Raw genomic sequence first — 22,230 nt, forward strand, 5'->3', positions numbered from 1 at the left:
GAGACGGCGATGGCGGCGATGACGGCACGGGGCCGGACCGAAGTGGTGATGCGCAAGATCGAGACGGCGCTGCTCGACGGCACGTGGCCGGCTGGCGCGCGGCTGCCTGCTGAGCGCGTGCTCGCGCAGCAGTACGGCGTGGCGCGCAATACGGTGCGCGAGGCGACCCAGCGGCTCGTCGCGCGCGGGCTGCTGCAGAGCCGGCGCGGCGCGGGCGTGTACGTGACGGACCAGTTGCGCGCGGGCATCGCGTCGCCGTGGGGCCAGCTGGTCGCCGACCACCCGGCGCTGCGCGACGACATACTCGAATTCCGCCGCGTGCTCGAAGGCGCGACCGCGTATTTCGCCGCGCTGCGCGCCGACGCGAACGACCGGCGCCGGATCCGCGCGCTGCTGCGCGAGCTCGAAACCGCGCACGCGAACGACGACGCGGCCGTCGAGGCGTCTACCGACGCGAAGCTGCACGAGGCGATCGCGCTCGCGTCGCACAACACGATGTTCCTGCACCTGCACACGAGCGTGATCGGGATGCTGCGCGAGCACATCTCGATCAACGTCGCGGGGATGACGACACATGACGAGCAGGCGTCCGAGCTGCTGTTGCTGCAGCACCGGGTGGTCTGCGACGCGATCTGCGCGCATCGGCCCGAGGAGGCACGCACCGCGATGCAGACCCATATCGACTACGTGCGCAGCCACTTCGAGCGAAGCGACGACGCGTCGTAAGATTGGTTGGACCATGGTCGCCGCCGTTCCGCCCGACGGCCGGTCGCGAGCCGTGGGCCGCGGTTCCGGGAGGCCCTCGCGGGCGGCGCGCATGGCGACGACTGTGCGGCGCCGCTTGCGCCGGCCGCGCGATTGACCGGTTCAGCGGGCGCCCACTAGAATCGGTCGGAACCGCCCGTCAGCCGCGCGTCGCGGCGATTGCGAAACCCTTGATCCGCCTGTCGAGGAAGCTTCCGTGCTCACGTCCTTGATCCGGCGCGTGCCGGCCGCGCTGTCGTGGCGCGCAGCTGGCCGCCCGGCCCGCGTGCTCGCCGTGTGCGCGCTGCTGTCGCTGGTCGCCGCCTGCGCGACGCATCCACCCGCCACCACGCTCGATCGCCCCGTCTCCCATGCGTTGTCGGCCGATACCGCGACGCCGCTGCGCGACGCGCTCGCCGCACCTGAAGCCGCGCATCCCGGCCAGTCCGGCTTCCGGCTGCTGTCCGACGGCGCGACCGCGCTGCAAATGCGCATCGCGCTCGCGCGCGCGGCGACGAAGACGCTCGACATGCAGTACTACATCGCGACCGAGGATACGACCGGCAAGCTGCTGCTCGGTGCCGCGCTGTACGCGGCCGATCGCGGCGTGCGCGTGCGGATGCTGGTCGACGACCTGAACTTCCGCGACATCGACCGCATCATGGCCGCGCTGAATACGCACCCGAACATCGAGATTCGCGTGTTCAACCCGTTCGGCGCGTCGCAGTACGGGATGGTCGAGCGCACGGCCGACTTCTTCACGCGCATCGACAGCTTTACGCGCCGGATGCACAACAAGGCGATGATCGCGGACAACCAGCTCGCGATCGTCGGCGGCCGCAACCTCGGCGACGAATACTTCAGCGCGAGCCCGACGCTGCAGTTTCGCGATCTCGACGTGCTCGCGGCCGGCCCCATGACGAACGACATCTCGAAGAGCTTCGACGACTACTGGGCGAGCGCGAGCAGCTATCCGCTGCGCGTGCTGAATCATCAGACGTTCGATCCGAAGTATCTCGACGCGATGCGCGACGAGTTGCGCGACCACTGGCGCAAGAACGCTGACCCGTACAACGCGAAGCCGCTGAACGCGACGCCGCTCGCGCGGCAGATTGCACGCGACGAACTCTCACTCGTGTGGGCGCCGGCCGAATTCAAGGTCGACGCGCCGGACAAGGTCGCGCGGCCGACCGACGCGTACGTGAGCCCGCCGATGCAGCGCCTCGTCGAGCTGACGCGCGGCGCGCAGCAGGAATTCCTCGCGTTCTCGCCGTACTTCGTGCCGCACGACGCGGGCGTGAAGATTCTCGGCGACACGACCGCGCGCGGCGTGCGCGTGGCGATCCTGACCAATTCGCTTGCCGCGACCGACGCCGTTGCCGTGCAGGCCGGCTACGCGCCGTACCGCGTGCCGCTGCTGCGGCACGGCGTCGAGCTGTACGAATTCAAGGCGCAGCCGGAGCAGCCGGCTCCGCGGCTGTTCGGCTCGCGCTCACGGGCGAGCCTGCATGCGAAGGCGTACGTGATCGACCGGAAGATCCTCGTGATCGGCTCGCTGAACCTCGATCCGCGTTCCGCGCATCTGAATACCGAGCTTGCGCTCGTGATCCACAGCCCGGTGCTCGCGCAGCAGGCCGCGACGATCTTCGCGCGCGTGACGCAGCCTGACGAAAGCTACCGCGTCACGCTCGCGAAGCAGACGGACGGCGGCTCGCACGCACTCGAATGGACAGGCGTCGACGGCGGTCAGTCGACCACCTATCACGTCGATCCGCATGCCGGCCTGATGCGCAATGTGATGACCGGCATCTTCATGCTGCTGCCGGTCGACGACCAGTTGTAAGGGCCGGAACGGCTCCGGCCAAACCCGCGATACCGGTGTGCGGGAAAAGGTGATATGGTTGTGCGCGCAACTATATGTGCATCGTGACCGAACCGGCGGACGGCTCGCGCAATCCGGGCCGGACCGGCGCCGAACGACGCGCCGTACGAGCCGCCACGCCGCACGCGCCGCGTGCGCCGCCAGGAGACGAAGGACGATGCGCGCAGCCGCCCGCGCGGCCGCGCACGCCCGCAACCGGAGTGCCCCATGCAACGTGTACCGAACCAGCCGTTCACGCGTCCCGCCCGTTTCTCCGAAGCCGAATGGCAGGCGCGTGTGCAGCTTGCGGCCGCCTACCGGATCTTCGACCATCTCGGCTGGACCGAGCTGATCTATAACCATATCTCGCTGCGCGTGCCGGGCGAGGATGGCCATTTCCTGATCAACCCGTTCGGGCTCCATTACCGCGAGGTCTGCGCGTCGAACCTCGTGAAGATCGACATCGACGGCAACGTGATCGGCCATTCCGACTGGCCGATCAACCCGGCGGGCTTCACGTTCCACAGTGCGATCCATGCGGCGCTGCCCGACGCGCACTGCGTGATGCACGTGCATACGACGCCCACGATGGCCGTGTGCTGTTCGCGCGACGGGCTGTCGTTCTCGAACTTCTATTCGGCGCAGCTGTACGGGAAGATCGCGTATCACGATTTCGAGGGCATCACCGTGCATCTCGAGGAGGGGCGGCGCATCGTCGAGAGCGCCGGCGGGCGGCCCGTGCTGCTGCTGCGCAATCACGGGCCCGTGACGATCGGCGCGACGCTCGCGCAAACTTTCTCGCTGATGTGGCTGCTCAACCGCGCGTGCGAGGTGCAGGTCGCGACCCACGCGATCGGCGACGCACTGCCGATCGCCCCGCCGGTGCTCGAGGGCTGCGTGCGCGATTCGCTGAATTTCGATCCGAAGCACGGCGCGGGACAGGACGCGTTCGATGCGCTGCAGCGCATCGTCGATCGCATCGACCCCGGCTATCGCGCGTGATGCGGGTGACACGGGAGACACGGGTGATGCGGGCGATGCGGTCGATGCGCGCCGATCGTCGGCGCGAGAGCTGATGCCACGACGGAAGACGAAAGTTGATTCGTCATGCTTGGTAAGCATCGACGATGAATGCGCATGACGCTGCCCGCGTGCCGCGCGGCGCGGGCAAAAAAAACGCGGCCGGGTGGCCGCGTGAATACTCGCAGACTCCTTCGGACGAAGGAAACAAGCAACTGTGAGACGAAGTGTAGCGAAAGGCCGGGCGCGGATTCAGGGCTCCCGCTGCAAAGGTGTCTTCCAGGTTCCGTCAGGCTGGCGCGCGACGCACGGGGTGCCGGATCGGCGGCGATCGACTACCATCATGGAGCGTCCCCGGCCGGGTGGCGTACCACGTCGAACAAGGAGGATTCATGCCGATGCTGCGTTTGCTCCAGGTGGTGTTGCTCGCGGGCGTGCTGGCCGCCGGCAGCGCCGCCGCCGAAACGGTGCGCCTGTCCGCCAACCTGCAACCGTCGAGCGAAGTGCCGCCTACCGCGACCAAGGGCTCCGGCGCCGTCGATGCGACCTACGACACGGCCACTCACATGCTGCAGTGGTCGGTGACTTACGAACACCTCACGGGGCCGGCGACCGCCGCGCACTTCCACGGGCCCGCGCCGGTCGGCCAGAACGCCGGCGTGCAGGTGCCGATCCCGAAGGACGCGCTCGCGAGCCCGATCAAGGGTTCCAGGGAACTCACCGAGGCGCAGGTGACCGACCTGATGGGCGGCAAGTGGTACTTCAACGTGCACACGAAGGACCATCCGTCCGGCGAGATCCGCGGCCAGGTGATGCCGGCGAACTGATGCCGCTGTACCGAGGTAGGCGAACCGGGCATCGGCGTTTGATATAGAGGCTCGCGTCGAGCGGCGCGGCGACGATCGCACGTACCATCGTCACACTGCGATGACGGAGTATGTTCGATGAGTTGGCAAGGCAAGCTCGCGTGCTGGCTGCTGCGCTGGCAGTTTCGTCCCGAGACCACGCGTGCGGTGCTCGATCCCGCCCGCGCGCGGCGCTTCACCGACCTGAGAATGGTCGTGCCGCGTCGCGCACCGTCGGGCTACCGGCTGCGCCAATGCCATGGTCCCGGCGACGCGCCGCTGCGCGGCGAATGGCTCGAACGCACCGACGCGGTCGGCGCTCGCGGGCCCGGCCGCACGCTGCTGTATTTTCACGGCGGCGGCTACTACTTCTGTTCGACGAAAACCCATCGGCCGCTCGTGTTCGGCCTCACGAAGCGCGCGGGCGTGCGCTCGTTCTCGCTCGACTACCGGCTCGCGCCCGAAAACCGCTTCCCGGCCGCACTCGACGACGCGCTGGCCGCGTACCGGCAATTGCTCGCACTCGGCACGCCGCCCGAGTCGATCGTGTTCGGCGGCGATTCGGCGGGCGGCGGCCTCGCGCTCGCGACGCTTGTCGCGCTGCGCGATCGCGGCGAACCGTTGCCGGCCGGCGCGATCCTGTTCTCGCCATGGACCGACCTGGCTGGTACCGGCGGCACGATGCGCAGCAACGACGGCCTCGACCCGATGTTCGCGGCCGCGGCGCTGCCGAAGGCGGCGAGGCTGTATCTGGGAGACGAGCCGGCGACGCATCCGTACGCGTCGCCGCTCTACGCGGATTTCAGCGGGCTGCCGCCGCTCTTTATCCAGGTCGGCAGCACCGAGGTGCTGCTCGACGATTCGCGCCGCGTCGCCGACAAGGCGAAGGCGGCCGGCGTGCCGGTGGACATCGAGGTGTGGCCCGGCATGCCGCACGTGTGGCAGTTGTACACGCCGATGGTGCCGGAGTCGCGCGACGCGCTTGACCGTGCGGCCACATTCCTGCGCCGCGTCGCGGTCGAGCGGGCGGTTCAGCGCGCGGGCGAGCCGTCGATCGCCTGATACGCGGCCTTCACGGCCACCGAGCCGTACTTGCGCTCGAGCCGGCGCACGGTGAAGTGGCCGTGCGCCATCTGCTGGAAGTGGTCGATGAACAGCGTGTTGACGGTCGCGCCGAGCACCGCGCCGATCGCCGGAATCGACTTCGCGGCCATCTGCTCGGTGACCTGCACCGAGAAGCGTGATGCCACCGTCTGCACGAGCTTGAACACCGCCGCCGAGCTGTGCGCGGCGATCCCTTTCGTCGTGATGTCCGACGACGCCTTCGAAATCGCCTGCGCGAGCGCGCCGCGCAACACGAAATAGCCGAGATCGGCGTCCTCTTCCCGCTTGTCCGGGTTATCGCCCATGCCGAGCACGGCCAGGCACTGCAACTGGGTATCCACCGAGCCGAGGTCCTCGCCCTCGCTGCGCGCGATGTCGCACACCGAGCGGAAGATCAGCGTGGTCGTCACCGGCAGCTCGACCGGCAGCGCGAGGAAGCCGAATGCGCCGCCCGCCGCGCCGGTCGTCGCGACCGCGAGCTTGTGCAGCAGGTTGCTCGGCTTGTCCGGCTCCGCATCGGGCGTCTGCGGCTTGCCGAGCGTGCGCAGCGCGATGTTCAGGCACTTGCGGAGCGCGAGCTGCGTCGCGTCGTTGATCTTGCCGGTCGCGAAGTCCGGCAGCCGCGCGATCATCTTCTCGACCGGCGCGCCCAGCACGCCCGTCAGCTTCATCGTCAGCGACGGGCTTTCCAGCACCTGCTTCGCGCGCCGCAGTGCGTCCTGGTCTTCCGGCGACAGCGTCGCGTCAGGTGTGATTGAAATCGGTTCCATCTTTCTCCCTGGCGGCCACAGGCCCCAAATCCATCGCCCGCCTAGATTACTCCGGCGTGCTAGAATTTTGAAATTATTTGACTCGTCAAAAGTTGCATCAACAAAAAATGGCCGTCCATACTGCCGCCCACCATTCGAGCGGGCAAGTCCTGCCGTTCCGCGAATCGCTGCTGGCGATGATCGGGCTTTCGTTCGTCACCATGCTCGTCGCGCTCGACCAGACGGTCGTCGGCACCGCGTTGCCGACCATCGTCTCCGAGCTCAGGGGCTTCGACCTGTACGCGTGGGTCGCGACCTCGTACCTGCTCAGTTCCGTGATCACCGTGCCGATCTTCGGCCGCCTCGGCGACTACTACGGCCGCAAGCCGTTCGTGATCGCGTCGATCGTCGTGTTCACCGGCGCGTCGGTGCTGTGCGGGATGGCGAACGACATGCTGTTCCTGGTGCTCGCGCGCGGCCTGCAGGGGATCGGCGGCGGGATGCTGGTCGGCACCGCGTTCGCGTGCATTCCCGACCTGTTCCCCGATTCCGTCGTGAGGCTGCGCTGGCAGGTGCTGATGAGCTCCGCGTTCGGCATCGCGAACGCGGTCGGGCCGTCGCTCGGCGGGATCATGACCCAGTCGTTCGGCTGGCGCTCGGTGTTCTACGTGAATCTGCCGGTCGGCCTGCTGTCGCTGTTCTTCGTGTGGCGCTACCTGCCGCACCTGCGGCATGTCGAGCACGACCGCAAGATGCGGCTCGACTGGCCCGGCGCGCTGCTGATCGCGCTGTCGCTCGGCGCGCTGCAGCTGTTCGTCGAATGGCTGCCGAAGTACGGTGTCATGAGCTGGGCGTCGCTGCTGCTGGTCGTCGCGGTCGGCGCCGGCGTCGGTTTGTGGCATTGGGAAAAGCGCTGCGCGCAGCCGATTCTGCCGTTCGACATGTTCGGCAACCGCGCGCTGTCGGCGCTGTTCGTCCTTGCGATTCTCGCGGGCTTCTCGATGTTCTCGCTGCTGTTCTATGCGCCGCTGCTGTTCCAGGGCGGTTTCGGGATGTCGCCGAAGGAGGCGGGGCTCGTGATCACGCCGCTCGTCGTGTTCATCACGATCGGCAGCATCATGAACGGCCGCGTCGTCACGCGCATCCGCAATCCGAACGCGATGCTGCACGTCGGTTTCGTGCTGTTCTCGATCGCGTGCGCGGGCATCGTCGTGTCGACGCACACGACGCCGACCTGGGTGCTGATGGCGCTGATGGTCGCGGGCGGCATTGGCCTCGGCTTCGTGCTGCCGAACCTCACCGTGTTCGCGCAGCAGACGGCCGGCCGCGAGCACCTCGGCATCGCGACCGCGCTGCTGCAGTCGCTGCGGATGGTCGGCGGGATGATCGGCACCGCGCTGACGGGCACGCTGGTCAACCAGATGTATTCGAGCGGCGTGCGCGATGCATTGTCGGGCGACCACGCGCTGCAGTGGCACGCGCAGCTCGCCGATCCGCAGATCCTGATCGACCGCGCCGCGCAAGGCGGTCTCGTCGCGGAGCTGACCCGCGCCGGGCATAATGGCGCGCTGCTGCTGGAAGCGGCCCGCGAATCGCTGGTCGGCGCGATTCACCTGGGTGTCGCGATGGCGGCCGTCGTGGCCGTGGTGTCGGTGTGGCAATGCCGCCGCGTGCCGCCGATCGCGCTGCGGCACAAGATCGAACCGCATGTCGCGGCCGATTGAATGATTCACCGATTGAACGAGTAGAAATCAGCGCATGGAAGAACAGGACCGCGTCGCGATCTTGCAGCAATTCGGACGCACGTATCGCGCGTTCATGACCGCGTTCGAAACGCACGTCGGGCAGCCGATGCCGCGCTGGCGCATCATGGTTGCGCTGCACACGATGGGCGGGCATTCGTCGCAGAAGAAGCTCGTCGAGGTGCTGCGCATCGATCCGGGCGCGCTCACGCGCCAGCTGAAATCGCTCGACGCGCTCGGCTGGATCGAGCGCGCGTCCGACGCCCGCGACAACCGCGTGACCAACGTCACGCTGACGGCCGAAGGCCGCGCCGCGTTCGACGCGTGCCTGCCGCGCCGCAAGGCGTTCCTCGAACAGACGATGGCGCAACTGCCGGACGACGTGCTGACTGCACTGTCGGGCGCGCTGGCGATGCTGGAGTCGCGGATTGCGGAAGTCGGCTCGACGCCGGCGCCGCACTGAAGGGCAGGGCGGACGCGGCACGACGGGGCGCACCCCGTCGGCCGATCTTGATCGGCACGGCATACGGGTCGCACGAACCCGCCGCCGGCCGGTGTTTCACTTCATCTCATTCAACCGGGTTCACAGCTCGATGCGCGTGCCCAGCAGCGCGAGGAACTGCGCGAGCCATGCCGGATGCGCGGGCCATGCGGGTGCGGTGACGAACGGTGCGTCGGTCACGGCCGCATCGACCGGGATCTCTGCATACTCGCCGCCCGCGAGCTTCACTTCGGGCGCGCAGGCCGGGTAGGCCGAGATGCGCTTGCCGCGGATCACGTCGGCGGCCGCGAGCAGCTGCGCCGCATGGCAGATCGCGGCGATCGGCTTGCCGGCTTCGGCGAACGCGCGCACCAGTGCGATTACTTTCGCATCGAGACGCAGGTATTCCGGCGCGCGGCCGCCCGCGATCGCGAGTGCGTCGTAGCCCGACGCATCGACGTCGTCGAACGTCGCGTTCAGCGTGAAGTTGTGGCCGGGTTTTTCGGTGTAGGTCTGGTCGCCCTCGAAATCGTGGATCGCGGTCTTGACCTTGTCGCCCGCGCGCTTGCCCGGGCAGACTGCATCGACGTGATGGCCGATGGCCAGCAGCGCCTGGAACGGCACCATCGTTTCGTAGTCTTCGGCGAAATCGCCGGTCAGGAACAGGATCTTCTTCGCGGCCATGGCTTTCTCCATTGAACAGCGTTGAGGGTCCGTTCGCGCCGTATGCGGCAGACGGGCGCTACGGCGGCGAAGCGGTCCCGAGGACGAAAGCGCAGTGTACTCCGGCAGATTGAAGCGCGCGTGACGGCCGCCCCGCGCCGCGGCGGGGCGGTGTGCGCGGGTGCGTCAGAAGAAGGTTTCGACGACTTCCGTCACGCGGAACTGCGGATCGAGGACGAGCAGCTGGCGCCACTTGTCGAACGTCAGGCACGGGTGCGAGATGTCGAACGCGACCATGTCGCCGACCTTCACGTCCGCGCCCGGCGGGATCTGCAGGTACGCGTGCTGGTCCATCATCCCGGTGACGGCCCAGCCTTCGCTCGCGGCGACGTCGCGCGGCGCGCTGTCGCGGCCCGGGCGGAAGTGGCGCGCCGGCTCGGGCAGGCCCGCGTCGAACGCCGCGTCGCGCTTGCCGAGCGCGATGATCGCACGGTCGGCTTCCGGCACCGACTGCACGTATGCCCACAGTTGCAGTGCCGGCAGCAGTCCTTCGCCCATCTTGCGGGCGATCGGGTTGCGCGCGAACACGTCGGTCTGGGCTTTCTTGTAGATGCCGACGTCGTGCGTCAGATAGCAGCCCGGACGCAGCACGACTTCCGCGAAACCAGCGTCGGACGCCTTCGCGAATTCCTCAGCGACCACGTCGTACCAAGCCGAGCCGGCGCCTGACAGGATCGCCGGCGTGCGCGCGAAACGGCCGGCTTCCGCCAGCTCGCGCGTGAGCGCGACCGCGTCCTGCAGGAACGTGCGGATCTCGCCTTCCTCCTTCAGCACGCCTTCATAGAGTTCGATGCCGGCCAGCTTCAGCGTGTCCGGATAGCGCGCGATCGCGTCGAGCACGGCGGTGCGCTGCGCGGCATCGCGCACGCCCGCGCGGCCGCCCGGCACGCCGAGTTCGATCAGCACGTTCAGCGTTTTCTTCGCATCGCCGAAGAAACGGCCGAGCTGGTCGACGCTGTCGGCCGAATCGACGAGGCAGAAGAATTCGAACTCGGGATCGGACAGCAGCTGGGCGATGATCGTCATGTTCTGGCGGCCGACCAGCTGGTTCGCGAGCAGCACGCGCCGCACGCCGCCGTGATACGCGGCCTGCGTCTGGTGCGCGGTCGCGAGCGTGATGCCCCATGCGCCGGCGGCGAGCTGGCGGCGGAACAGTTGCGGCGCCATCGTCGTCTTGCCGTGCGGCGCGAACTGAGCGCCGTACTGCTGGACGAACGCCTGCATCCAGTTCAGATTGTGTTCGATGCGATCCGCGTACAGCACGGCGGCCGGCAGGCTGACATCTTCCGCGAGCAGGTTCCACTCGAGGCGGGCTGCGTCGTCGAGCGGCACGCTCGCGCTCGGCAGGTTGCCGAGACCCTTGCCCAACGGATTGATTGTCGGTTCCTGATAGTTTGTAACTTTCATGTCATCCCGCTCCATCATCACTATGCATTGCACTGAAGTTGACATGCAGATGGTACAGAAAGTAGCATCGGCGCGGTGATGTTATTTAGTAACATAAAGCGCCACACCCTTTTCAGCAGATGAATACGCCCGCCACCCCGTCCGCTCCGTTCGCAGCCGAGCAACCGGCTTCGGTTGCACAGCCGGTCCTCGACATCGTCGCGCGGATCGCCGAATGCGCGCCCGAGTTGCGCGAGGCCGAACGCAAGGTCGCGGCGTTCATCCTCGCCGATCTCGCGCGTGCCGCGCATGCGAGCATCGGCGCGCTCGCGCGCGACGCGGAGGTCAGCGTCGCGACCGTCACGCGTTTCGCGAAGGCCGTCGGCTGTCGCGACGTGCGCGAACTGAAGGTGCTCGTCGCGCAGGCGGCGGCTGTCGGGCAGCGCTTTCTCGTGCCGTCCGACGAGCATGCCGACGAGGACGCGAGCCCGGCATCGGTCGTCTACGACGAGATCCGCGTGGCCCTCGCGCACAACCACCAGCTGCTGCGCAACACGTCGTTCGACGCGGCGGCCGACCTGCTCGCCGGCGCGAAGATGATCTACGTGTACGGGCAGGGCGGCGGCTCGACCGCGCTCGCCGATGAACTGCGCTTCCGGCTCGTGCGCTTCGGCCGGCCGGTCGCGAGCTACCAGGACAGCCTGCTGCAGCGGATGGTGTCCGCGACGCTGTCGCGCGACGCCGTGGTCGTCGCGCTGTCGGTGAGCGGGCGCGTGCCCGAGCTGCTCGAGAGCTGCCGCCTCGCGAAGCGCTACGGCGCGAAGCTGATTGCGATCACCGCGCCGGCTTCGCCGCTCGCGCAGCTTGCCGACCACCTGATCCCGGTCGTCGCGTTCGAAACCGATTTCATTTACAAGCCTTCGACATCGCGCTACGCGATGATGATGGCGATCGACGTGCTCGTCACCGGAGTCGCATTGCGGCTCGGCGATGCGGGCCGAGAATCGCTGCGCCGCATCAAGCATGCGCTCGATGCGCACCGCGGCGGCGGAGACCGTCAACCGGTAGGAGACTGACCATGCATTCGCATCCCGAAGCCGCCGATACGCTGATCGTCGGCGCGCAGTTGTACGACGGCACCGGCGCGCCGACCGTCACGCGCGACGTCGCGATCCGCAACGGCGTGATCGCGGCGATCGGCAACCTGTCGAACTGGCTCGCCGAGACCGTCGTCGATGCGAACGGCCGCGCGCTCGCGCCCGGCTTCGTCGACGTCCATACGCACGACGACACGCACGTGATCCGCGCGCCGGAGATGCTGCCGAAGATCTCGCAGGGCGTGACGACCGTGATCGTCGGCAACTGCGGGATCAGCGCGTCGCCGGTGACGCTCGCGGGCGATCCGCCCGATCCGATGAACCTGCTCGGCGATCGCGACGCATTCCGCTACCCGACCTTCGCCGCCTATGTCGCGGCCGTCAACGACGCGCGTCCGGCCGTGAACGTCGCGGCGCTCGTCGGGCACACCGCGCTGCGCAACAACCAGATGGACCGCCTCGACCGCGCGGCGACAGACGGCGAAATCGCCGGGATGCGCACGCAGCTCGAGGAGGCGCTCGCGAACGGCGCGCTCGGGCTGTCGTCGGGCCTCGCGTACGGCTCCGCGTTCGCGGCGCCGGCCGAGGAGGTGATGGCGCTCGCCGAGCCGCTCGCGAATGCGGGCGCGCTGTACACGACGCACATGCGCACCGAGTTCGACGCGATCCTCGATGCGATGGACGAGGCCTACCGCGTCGGTCGTCATGCGCAGGTGCCGGTCGTGATCTCGCACCTGAAGTGCGCGGGCCCGTCGAACTGGGGGCGCAGCACCGAGGTGCTCGCGTCGCTCGAAGGCGCGCGCCGCTACCAGCCGGTCGGCTGCGACTGCTATCCGTACAGCCGCAGTTCGTCGACGCTCGACCTGAAGCAGGTGACGGGCGACATCGACATCACGATCACGTGGTCGGAGCCGCATCCGGAAGTCGCCGGCAAGCTGCTGAAGGCGATCGCGGCCGACTGGGGCGTGACCGAGCAGGAGGCAGCGCAGCGGATCCGCCCGGCCGGCGCCGTGTACCACAACATGTCCGAGGACGACGTGCGGCGGATCCTGTCGCACCCGGCGACGATGGTCGGCTCGGACGGCCTGCCGAACGATCCGCTGCCGCACCCGCGGCTGTGGGGCGCGTTCCCGCGCGTGCTCGGCCATTATGTGCGCGACACGAACCTGCTGCCGCTCGAGGAAGCGATCCGCAAGATGACGTCGCTGTCCGCGCGCCGCTACGGGATCGCGCGGCGCGGCGAAGTGCACGTCGGCTATCACGCGGATCTCGTGCTGTTCGATCCGGCGCGCGTGATCGATGCCGCGACGTTCGAGAAGCCGCAGCAGCCCGCGCTCGGGATCGATGCGGTGTGGGTGAACGGCGTGCTGACCTATGAGAACGGCCAGCCGACCGGCGAGCGCGCCGGCGGTTTCGTCGCGCGCGGCGAGCGCGTGCCGGCGAGTGCCGACGCCGCGTTCTGAACGCGGTCCCGATCCGATTTGCCGCGTGCGCCATGTCGGCGCGCGCATCCGCAACCGTGCGTTGCATGGGACTGGCGCGGGCGCTTGCGCGCCGATGCCGGTCGACCAACAAGGAGGGAAACGATGAAGCGATATGGCGTAGGCGAAGCGAAGGGTACCGGCGGCCAGGTGATGCCGTTTGCACGCGCGGTCGAGGCCGACGGCTGGCTGTACGTGTCGGGCCAGACGCCGATGGTGAACGGCGAGGTCGTCGAGGGCGGGATCGTCACGCAGTCGAAGCAGACGATCGAGAACGTGATCGCGATCCTGAAGGAAGCCGGCTACGGCCTCGAACACGTCGTGCGCTGCGGCGTGTGGCTCGACGACGCGCGCGATTTCGCGTCGTTCAACAAGGTGTTCGTGTCGTACTTCGGCGAGCATCCGCCGGCACGTGCGTGCGTGCAGTCGAGCATGGTCATCGACTGCAAGGTCGAGGTCGACTGCATCGCTTACAAGGCGCCGGCGAAGTAACGCGGCAAGGGCAAAAACTGTACGACACAGGGCCGGTGCATTGGTATGCACCGGCTTTTTGCATTTGACGAAGTCGATGCGAAGGCGATCGCATGGACGGAGGGCGTTCAAATACAACTCGGTTGAAGTCGGTGTGAGCGGCACCGGAACTTTGCATTGTGTGACGAAGTTTTTCTAACGGGTCTCAAAGTGACACACGCGTCTGAGCGGGCTGTGACAGCGAGCCGCGGATGTATGGTGCGATTCGCCTGGTACAACCGCCTTTTCAAACCAAAGGGCAAGGTGTTTTGATGGAAAGCGTGCGTTGGAACGAGATTGAGTTCTTTGTCAGATCAGAGGGACTAACCGATAGGCGCAAAACTCGAGGCGATATGCCGTAATCAAACGGGAGGGTATTGGGTGCTGTCGATTGATTCCAGTGGAATGCTTGTGACTCCGCGCGTAGTGCGGGCCAGAAAAATTCAAATCGAGCGCGGTGCGATGAAGAGGGTTAGTGGGATCGTCGTCCATCAAACGGGTGGTTCAGCTGCGGCTTCTGCTCTCAACAGTTATCAGAATGCGTCTGCTACTGGCGCGCATTTTCTGATTGAAAAAGATGGAACGATTTATCAGACGGCATCTTTGAAGAAGCAGACTTGGCATGTTGGTCGAATCAAGGCGCGCTGTGTAGCCGAAATGCGTTGCACGCCGGTCGAACTGCAGCAACTTCGCCGTTTTGACCCGCGTGGCGAAAACCAGCGCGAGATGCGTAAGATAGTCCCGGACCGTTACCCTTCCAATACAGACAGCATTGGCGTGGAATTGGTCGGGGAAGCTCTACCGCTCAATGAGCCCAACCCCGATCGACGAATCTACGTCGCTGCGCCTGACGCTCAAAATGACTCGTTACGATGGCTCATCCACGCCCTTTCGGTAACGCTACGTGTTCCGATGACAGAGGTTTTTCGTCACCCGGTAGTATCGCGGAAGAACCGGACGGAGGCGGCGAGGGTGAAATGGTGATTCGGATCGCAATTTTGATGTTGGCGCTCTTGCTCAACCACGGTGCGGTTGCGGGCACGCTGTCCAATAGGGTATCGCCTCGCGGCGCGGTGCCCGCTGTTGTGCCGGAGTCAGTCGAAATCGTCAGAAACGGTGCGTGGTCGGCTGACATCAGCGGGGACGAAACGGCGGAGATGTGTCGTACGTTCGTTCTTCGGCGTGCGGATGTCAGCGCGTTTTTCAAGCATGCGGGCCGCGTAACGGAACGGGCGTACAGCCATGATCTGGACGCCGCGAATTGCTATGCCGAAGGCAAAGCACGTTTCGCGGATAGTGGCGCGGCGAAGTGGAGGATAGACCAAGCAAGGCGAGGCTTCATTTCCACGCACGATGGTCGAACAATCTACCTGTATTGTCCGAAGTGCCGGGCCGCCGTGTTCGCGCCGAATTAGAGAGACGCGCCCTTCCGCAAGCAGGCAGGGTTGGCGGACCGCAAGATGCCCCGCCAACACACTCATTTACTGCCGCGCCGTCCGCGCGTTATCCGGCATCGGCTGGTTGTAGTTCGTGCGGAACGGGTTGATGTCGAGCCCGCCGCGGCGCGTATACCGCGCATACACCGCGAGCTTCACCGGTTTGCACGCATGCAGGATGTCGAGGAAGATCCGCTCGACGCACTGCTCGTGAAAGCCCGTGTGATTGCGGAACGAGATGATGTAGCGCAGCAGGCCCGCATGGTCGATCTGCGGCCCGACGTAGTGGATCTGCACGCTGCCCCAGTCGGGCTGGCCGGTGACCGGGCAGTTCGAGCGCAGCAGGTCGGACACGAGCGTTTCCTCGACCGGCGCTTCGTCCTCGGCGGCCGACAGCAGCGACGGATCCGGTTCGTACACGTCGGTATCGAGGTCGAGGCGGTCGAGCGACAGCCCGTCGAGTTCTTCCATCTCGAGCTTGCCGAAATCGTGCGGCGACACGAGCTGCACCGACACGCTCGCGCCGCACGCGGCCGACACGTCGCGCTTCAGCGCGTCGCGCACCGCATCGATCGAGTCGAACTTCGATTGCGCGAACGAACCGAGGTACAGCTTGAACGACTTCGATTCGACGATGTTCGGCGATTCGGCCGGCACGAAGAACGTCGCGACCGCGAGCTGCGGCTTGCCGCGCGCGTTGAGCCACGACAGCTCGTACGCGTTCCAGATGTCGGTGCCGAAGAACGGCAGCGCCGACGTGATGCCGAGCTGCTCGCGCGCCCCGGCGCGCGGGATCGGGAACAGCAGCGACGCGTCGTACTGCACGGCGTAGACGGTCGCCTTGCCGAGCGGGGAATGTTCGGGATTCATTGCACGAAGCCTTTACGACAGGAAGAGGCGGTAAGCCGGATTGGCGCTCTCTTCGACATACGGATAGCCGAGCGCCGCGAGGAAGCGTTCGAACTCGGCGCGATCGGCCTGCGGCACCTGCAGCCCGACGAGGATCGAGCTGTAGTCCGCACCCTGGTTGCGGTAGTGGAACAGGCTGATGTTCCAGTCCGGCGCCATCGACGACAGGAACTTCATCAGCGCGCCCGGCCGTTCCGGGAATTCGAAGCGGAACAGGCGTTCGTCGAGCGCGAGCGGCGAGCGGCCGCCCACCATGTAGCGGATGTGTTCCTTCGACAATTCGTCGTGCGTCAGGTCGACGGTCTTGAAGCCGTGCGACTCGAAGTTCGTGGCGATCTCCGCCGACTCGTCGCGCCGCTTGATCTGCACGCCGACGAAGATGTGCGCGGACTGCGCATGGGCGATCCGGTAGTTGAACTCGGTCACATTGCGGTCGCCGACGAGCGAGCAGAAGCGCTTGAAGCTGCCGCGCTCCTCGGGGATCGTGACCGCGAACACGGCTTCGCGTGCCTCGCCGACTTCCGCGCGTTCGGCAACGAAGCGCATCCGGTCGAAGTTCATGTTCGCGCCGGACGTGACCGCGACGAGCGTCTGGTTCTCGATCCCTTCGCGTTCCGCATAGCGTTTCGCGCCCGCGACCGCGAGCGCGCCGGACGGCTCGAGCACGCTGCGCGTATCCTGGAACACGTCCTTGATCGCCGCGCACAGCGCGTCGGTGTCGACCGTCACGACGCCGTCGAGGAATTCGCGGCACAGCCGGAAGGTTTCCTCGCCGACGAGCTTCACCGCGGTGCCGTCCGCGAACAGGCCGACCTCGGCCAGCTCGACGCGTTCGCCCTTCTGCAGCGACTGCGCCATCGCGCACGAATCCTCGGCCTGCACGCCGAACACCTTGATCTCGGGCCGCACCGCCTTGACGTAGGCAGCCACGCCGGCCGCGAGCCCGCCGCCGCCGATCGGCACGAAGATCGCGTGAATCGGGCCCTGGTGCTGGCGCAGGATTTCCATCGCGATCGTGCCCTGGCCGGCGATCACGTACGGATCGTCGAACGGGTGGACGAACGTGAGGTCGCGTTCCGCTTGCACCTTCACGGCATGCGCGTACGCATCGCTGTACGACTCGCCCGCCTGGATCACCTCGACGCTCGGGCCGCCGTGCGCGCGTACCGCGTCGACCTTCACCTGCGGCGTCGTGACGGGCACGACGATCACGGCCTTGATGCCCATCCGGGCCGCCGAGAACGCGACGCCCTGCGCGTGGTTGCCGGCCGACGCCGTGATCACGCCGCGCGCGAGCGCGTCGGTCGGAATGTGCGCCATCTTGTTGTACGCGCCGCGCAGCTTGAAGGAGAACACCGGCTGGTTGTCCTCGCGCTTCAGGTAAACGGGGTTGCGCAGCCGGGCCGACAGGTTGCGGGCGGGTTCGAGTTCCGTTTCGAGCGCGACGTCGTAGACGCGCGCGGTGAGGATTTTCTTCAGGTAATCGTGGGATGCCATGGGCGCTCGCGTGCAGTGCGGAAGCAGACGGTAAAAGATCAATGATAGCGCCAAGGGTCCGTCCGCACGCAAGCGGCATGCCGGGCACGCGGTCGCGGAACCGCGCCGGCGGGCGTGTTTGCCACGTGAAGTGTCCTTTTTTACCGGTTTAACCGCATGGTTACCGACCGGACGGATGGCGAATGCCGGCGCAAAACCGCGCCGAACCAAGCCTGGTGCGGGTTGGCGCGATAGCCCCACGACCTGTCCGGCGTGCCACGCACGGGCCGATCATGAGTTAGAATTCCGTTTTGAATCAAGGATCGGAAGATGCAGAGGCACCCTCGGATCGCCCCGTTGAAGCCGTCGCCGCGCGCTGCCAGCCCCGCGGCGGAGCGGCACGCGCGCCGCGCGCGATCGTGCTGATGGCCTCGAGTGCCGCCAGGCCCTGCCGGCCAGGAACGGTGAGTCCAGACCCGCTCCGGCCCCATGCGAGATAGTCGCGCGCCTGGCACCAGAACAGATTTCCCCAAGATTGCGCCCACGCGCTTGCCGACGCCCGTGCACGGTGTATCGGCCCTCCGAGTCGTCCGAACATGAACGCACCACAAGTTTTCGATCCGCATGGCGCGGCCGCCGCCGTCGCCGCCGACCCCGCGCCCCGACTGCGCGAGATTCCCTACAACTACACGTCCTTCTCCGACCGCGAGATCGTGATCCGCCTGCTCGGCGCGGAGGCGTGGTCGGTGCTTGACGAGCTGCGCGCGGAACGCCGCACGGGCCGCTCGGCACGGATGCTGTATGAAGTGCTCGGCGACATCTGGGTCGTGCGCCGCAACCCGTACCTGCAGGACGACCTGCTCGACAACCCGAAGCGCCGCGCGCTCCTGATCGAGGCGCTGAACCACCGCCTGACCGAGATCGGCAAGCGCCGCCGCGCCGACCTGACCGCGCACCACGACGACGCGGGCCGCGAACGCGCCGAACGCGTCGAGATGCTCGAGGCCGCCGCGCAGCGCGCGGTCGACGAGTTCGCCGACGAATTCGACAAGATGGCCGACCTGCGCCGCCGCGCGACCAAGGCGCTCGGCCGCTGCACGCAGAAGGACAACATCCGCTTCGACGGGCTGTCGCGCGTGTCGCACGTGACCGACGCGACCGACTGGCGCGTCGAATACCCGTTCGTCGTGCTGACCCCCGATACCGAAGCCGAGATCGCGGCGCTGATCAAGGCGTGCTTCGAGCTCGGCCTGACCGTGATCCCGCGCGGCGGCGGCACCGGCTACACGGGCGGCGCGGTGCCGCTCACGCCGTTCTCCGCGGTGATCAACACCGAGAAGCTCGAACAGCTCGGCGCGGTCGAGCTCACCGAACTGCCGGGCGTCGCGCACAAGGTGCCGACGATCTTCTCTGGCGCGGGCGTCGTCACGCGCCGCGTGACGGAAGCCGCGGAAGCGGCCGGCTACGTGTTCGCGGTCGATCCGACCTCGCTCGACGCATCGTGCATCGGCGGCAACGTCGCGATGAACGCCGGCGGCAAGAAGGCCGTGCTGTGGGGCACCGCGCTCGACAACCTGGCCTGGTGGCGGATGGTCGACCCGGACGGCAACTGGCTCGAAGTCACGCGCCACGAGCACAACCAGGGCAAGATCCACGACATCGCGGTCGCGCGTTTCGAGCTGAAGTGGTTCGACGGCGCGTACGCGCCGGGCGAGAAGCTGCTGAAGACCGAGATGCTCGAGATCGAAGGCCGCCGGTTCCGCAAGGAAGGCCTCGGCAAGGACGTGACCGACAAGTTCCTCGCCGGCCTGCCGGGCGTGCAGAAGGAAGGCTGCGACGGGCTGATCACGTCCGCGCGCTGGGTGCTGCACAAGATGCCCGCGCACACGCGCACCGTCTGTCTCGAATTCTTCGGCCAGGCGCGCGAGGCGATCCCGAGCATCGTCGAGATCAAGGACTACCTGTTCGAGACGTCGAAGCAGGGCGGCGCGATCCTCGCGGGTCTCGAGCACCTCGACGAGCGCTACCTGCGCGCGGTCGGCTACGCGACCAAGAGCAAGCGCAACGCATTCCCCAAGATGGTGCTGATCGGCGACATCGTCGGCGATGACGCCGATGCGGTCGCGCACGCGACGTCCGAAGTAATCCGGATGGCGAACGGCAAGAGCGGCGAAGGCTTCGTCGCGATCAGCGCGGAGGCGCGCAAGCGCTTCTGGCTCGACCGCAGCCGCACGGCCGCGATCGCGAAGCACACCAACGCGTTCAAGATCAACGAGGACGTCGTCATCCCGCTGAACCGGATGGGCGAGTACACCGACGGCATCGAGCGGATCAACATCGAACTGTCGCTGAAGAACAAGCTGCAACTGGTCGACGCGCTCGAAGCGTTCTTCCGCGCCGGCAACCTGCCGCTCGGCAAGACCGACGACGCGAACGAGATCCCGAGTGCCGAACTGCTCGAGGACCGTGTCCAGCAGGCGCTCGAATTGCTTAAGCGCGTGCGTGCGCGCTGGGAATTCGTGCGCGACCGGCTCGACCAGCCGCTGCGCGAGGCGCAGCACTACCTCGTGCAGCTCGGCTACGAGGCGCTGGCCGAGAAGTTCGCCGATCGCGCGGACGAGCAGCCGGGCGCGACCGTGTTCCACGTCACGCAGGACCGCACGGTCCGCATCTCGTGGAAGCAGGAGATCCGCGCGGAACTGCGTGCGATCTTCAACGGCGGCGCGTTCAAGCAGATCCTCGACGAAGCGCAGGCGATCCACAAGCAGGTGCTGCGCGGCCGCGTGTTCGTCGCGCTGCACATGCACGCGGGCGACGGCAACGTCCACACGAACCTGCCGGTCAACTCCGACAACTACGAGATGCTGCAGGACGCGCACGCGGCGGTCGCGCGCATCATGACGCTCGCGCGTTCGCTCGACGGCGTGATCTCCGGCGAACACGGGATCGGCATCACGAAGCTCGAGTTCCTGACCGACGACGAGATCGCCGAATTCCGCGCGTACAAGCAGCGCGTCGACCCGAACGGCCGCTTCAACAAGGGCAAGCTGCTCGACGGCGCCGACCTGCGCAACGCGTACACGCCGAGCTTCGGGCTGATGGGCTACGAGTCGCTGATCATGCAGCAGTCCGACATCGGCGCGATCGCCGATTCGGTGAAGGACTGCCTGCGCTGCGGCAAGTGCAAGCCGGTGTGCGCGACCCACGTGCCGCGCGCGAACCTGCTGTACAGCCCGCGCAACAAGATCCTCGCGACCTCGCTGCTGGTCGAGGCGTTCCTGTACGAGGAACAGACGCGCCGCGGCGTGTCGATCAAGCACTGGGACGAGTTCAACGACGTGGCCGACCACTGCACGGTGTGCCACAAGTGCGCGACACCGTGCCCGGTGAAGATCGACTTCGGCGACGTCACGATGAACATGCGCAACCTGTTGCGCAAGATGGGCAAGAAGAAATTCAATGCCGGCAATGCGGCGGGCATGTTCTTCCTGAACGCGACCAATCCGCAGACGATCAACGCCGCGCGCAGCGTGATGATGGGCGTCGGCTACAAGGTGCAGCGCTTCGCGAACGACATGCTGAAGAAGGTCGTGACGAAGCAGACCCAGCACCCGCCGGCGACAGTCGGCAAGCCGCCTGTCGTCGAGCAGGTGATCCACTTCGTCAACAAGAAGATGCCGGGCAACCTGCCGAAGAAGACGGCGCGCGCGCTGCTCGACATCGAGGACAACAAGATCGTGCCGATCATCCGCAACCCGAAGTCGACGACCGTCGATTCGGAAGCGGTGTTCTACTTCCCGGGCTGCGGCTCCGAGCGCCTGTTCTCGCAGGTCGGCCTCGCGACGCAGGCGATGCTGTGGGAAGCCGGCGTGCAGACCGTACTGCCGCCGGGGTACCTGTGCTGCGGCTATCCGCAGCGCGGCTCGGGCCAGTACGACAAGGCCGAGAAGATCGTCACCGACAACCGCGTGCTGTTCCACCGGGTCGCGAACACGCTGAACTACCTCGACATCAAGACGGTGGTCGTGTCGTGCGGCACCTGCTACGACCAGCTCGCAGGCTACGAATTCGACAAGATCTTCCCGGGCTGCCGGATCATCGACATCCACGAGTTCCTGCTCGAGAAGGGGATGAAGCTCGATGGCGTGACGGGCACGCGCTACATGTATCACGACCCGTGCCACACGCCGATCAAGACGATGGACCCTGTGAAGCTCGTCAACGAGCTGATGGGCGCGGAGAAGGACGGCTACAAGATCGAGAAGAACGACCGCTGCTGCGGCGAATCGGGCACGCTCGCGGTCACGCGCCCGGACGTGTCCACGCAGGTCCGCTTCCGCAAGGAAGAGGAAATCCGCAAGGGCGCCGCGAAGCTGCGCAGCATCCCGGTCGTGGCCGGCGGCGCGCCCGCGCCGGCCGCCGCGAACGGCCCGGACGTGAAGATCCTGACGAGCTGCCCGTCGTGCCTGCAGGGCCTGTCGCGCTATAACGAGGACGCGAACATCGAGGCCGACTACATCGTGGTCGAGATCGCGCGCCAGGTGCTCGGCGAGAACTGGATGGCCGACTATGTCGCACACGCGAACAATGGCGGGATCGAGCGCGTGCTGGTCTAATGCGGGCATGACGACCGCCTGGCCGGGCTAGGGATGAGAGCGGGCGCCGG

The 22,230-nt window shown here is 66.9% G+C and carries 18 protein-coding genes; 13 read left to right on the top strand and 5 right to left on the bottom strand.

Translation table 11 applies throughout. The annotated features are described in order from the left end of the window. The first annotated feature begins 9 nt into the window (after nt 1-9). From DIE23_RS13570 to DIE23_RS13590, 5 genes are all read left to right on the top strand, one after another. Nucleotides 10-726: a FadR/GntR family transcriptional regulator gene (locus DIE23_RS13570; protein WP_124612585.1), complete on the top strand. Its 717-nt coding sequence runs from the start codon at nt 10-12 to the stop codon at nt 724-726. 235 nt (nt 727-961) lie between these two features. Beyond that, nucleotides 962-2,587: a phospholipase D family protein gene (locus tag DIE23_RS13575; protein WP_124612586.1), complete on the top strand. Its 1,626-nt coding sequence runs from the start codon at nt 962-964 to the stop codon at nt 2,585-2,587. A 246-nt stretch (nt 2,588-2,833) separates the two neighbouring features. Next, nucleotides 2,834-3,607, top strand: a complete 774-nt coding sequence (locus DIE23_RS13580; RefSeq protein WP_006497398.1) for a class II aldolase/adducin family protein — start codon at nt 2,834-2,836, stop codon at nt 3,605-3,607. Nucleotides 3,608-4,017: 410 nt separating this feature from the next. Further along, nucleotides 4,018-4,452, top strand: coding sequence for a CHRD domain-containing protein (locus tag DIE23_RS13585; RefSeq protein ID WP_124612587.1), 435 nt, complete (start codon nt 4,018-4,020; stop codon nt 4,450-4,452). Between the two features lie 117 nt (nt 4,453-4,569). After that, nucleotides 4,570-5,532, top strand: a complete 963-nt coding sequence (locus DIE23_RS13590; protein WP_124612588.1) for an alpha/beta hydrolase — start codon at nt 4,570-4,572, stop codon at nt 5,530-5,532. Here DIE23_RS13590 and DIE23_RS13595 read toward each other — a convergent pair. Next, nucleotides 5,502-6,344, bottom strand: a complete 843-nt coding sequence (locus DIE23_RS13595) for an EcsC family protein (RefSeq protein ID WP_124612589.1) — start codon at nt 6,342-6,344, stop codon at nt 5,502-5,504. The two genes, DIE23_RS13590 and DIE23_RS13595, sit on opposite strands and share 31 nt — an antisense overlap. A gap of 107 nt (nt 6,345-6,451) precedes the next feature. Between DIE23_RS13595 and DIE23_RS13600 the strand changes: the two genes are divergently transcribed. Together DIE23_RS13600 and DIE23_RS13605 are read left to right on the top strand one after the other, a co-directional pair. Continuing rightward, the gene (locus tag DIE23_RS13600) at nt 6,452-8,047 is read left to right on the top strand and encodes an MDR family MFS transporter (protein ID WP_124612590.1); all 1,596 of its coding nucleotides are present in this window, start codon (nt 6,452-6,454) and stop codon (nt 8,045-8,047) included. Nucleotides 8,048-8,081: 34 nt separating this feature from the next. Beyond that, nucleotides 8,082-8,528, top strand: coding sequence for a MarR family winged helix-turn-helix transcriptional regulator (locus DIE23_RS13605; RefSeq protein ID WP_124612591.1), 447 nt, complete (start codon nt 8,082-8,084; stop codon nt 8,526-8,528). A gap of 120 nt (nt 8,529-8,648) precedes the next feature. Here the strand turns inward: DIE23_RS13605 and DIE23_RS13610 are convergent, their stop codons facing one another. After that, complete coding sequence (locus tag DIE23_RS13610) at nt 8,649-9,230, bottom strand: DJ-1/PfpI family protein (protein WP_124612592.1); 582 nt, start codon at nt 9,228-9,230, stop codon at nt 8,649-8,651. Nucleotides 9,231-9,395: 165 nt separating this feature from the next. Next, nucleotides 9,396-10,676, bottom strand: a complete 1,281-nt coding sequence (locus tag DIE23_RS13615) for an amino acid deaminase (RefSeq protein WP_124612593.1) — start codon at nt 10,674-10,676, stop codon at nt 9,396-9,398. Nucleotides 10,677-10,795: 119 nt separating this feature from the next. Between DIE23_RS13615 and DIE23_RS13620 the strand changes: the two genes are divergently transcribed. The 5 genes from DIE23_RS13620 to DIE23_RS13640 all read left to right on the top strand — a co-directional run bounded on the left by DIE23_RS13620 (nt 10,796) and on the right by DIE23_RS13640 (nt 15,158). Beyond that, nucleotides 10,796-11,731 (top strand): MurR/RpiR family transcriptional regulator, encoded by a 936-nt coding sequence (locus DIE23_RS13620; RefSeq protein WP_124612594.1) that lies wholly within the window; start codon nt 10,796-10,798, stop codon nt 11,729-11,731. A gap of 2 nt (nt 11,732-11,733) precedes the next feature. Continuing rightward, nucleotides 11,734-13,215 carry an amidohydrolase family protein gene (locus DIE23_RS13625; RefSeq protein ID WP_124612595.1) on the top strand — a complete coding sequence of 494 codons (1,482 nt, stop codon included), beginning with the start codon at nt 11,734-11,736 and terminating at the stop codon, nt 13,213-13,215. A 123-nt stretch (nt 13,216-13,338) separates the two neighbouring features. Then, nucleotides 13,339-13,725, top strand: a complete 387-nt coding sequence (locus DIE23_RS13630) for a RidA family protein (RefSeq protein ID WP_006751946.1) — start codon at nt 13,339-13,341, stop codon at nt 13,723-13,725. Nucleotides 13,726-14,124: 399 nt separating this feature from the next. Next, on the top strand, nt 14,125-14,727 hold the full coding sequence (locus tag DIE23_RS13635) for a peptidoglycan recognition family protein (RefSeq protein ID WP_260436057.1): 603 nt from the start codon (nt 14,125-14,127) through the stop codon (nt 14,725-14,727). Beyond that, nucleotides 14,721-15,158: a hypothetical protein gene (locus DIE23_RS13640; protein ID WP_124612596.1), complete on the top strand. Its 438-nt coding sequence runs from the start codon at nt 14,721-14,723 to the stop codon at nt 15,156-15,158. The genes DIE23_RS13635 and DIE23_RS13640 overlap by 7 nt, the downstream gene beginning before the upstream one ends. A gap of 66 nt (nt 15,159-15,224) precedes the next feature. Here DIE23_RS13640 and queF read toward each other — a convergent pair whose 3' ends face one another. Together queF and ilvA are read right to left on the bottom strand one after the other, a co-directional pair. Then, complete coding sequence (gene queF / locus DIE23_RS13645; RefSeq protein ID WP_124612597.1) at nt 15,225-16,049, bottom strand: NADPH-dependent 7-cyano-7-deazaguanine reductase QueF; 825 nt, start codon at nt 16,047-16,049, stop codon at nt 15,225-15,227. A 12-nt stretch (nt 16,050-16,061) separates the two neighbouring features. Continuing rightward, nucleotides 16,062-17,585, bottom strand: coding sequence for a threonine ammonia-lyase, biosynthetic (ilvA, locus tag DIE23_RS13650; RefSeq protein ID WP_124612598.1), 1,524 nt, complete (start codon nt 17,583-17,585; stop codon nt 16,062-16,064). Nucleotides 17,586-18,160: 575 nt separating this feature from the next. Here ilvA and DIE23_RS13660 point away from each other — a divergent pair. Then, a complete protein-coding gene (locus tag DIE23_RS13660) occupies nt 18,161-22,180 on the top strand; it encodes a DUF3683 domain-containing protein (protein ID WP_124612599.1) in 4,020 nt (1,339 codons plus the stop codon). The last annotated feature ends 50 nt before the right edge of the window (nt 22,181-22,230 follow it).

This window comes from Burkholderia sp. Bp9143 (genome assembly GCF_003853645.1).
Lineage (GTDB): Bacteria > Pseudomonadota > Gammaproteobacteria > Burkholderiales > Burkholderiaceae > Burkholderia.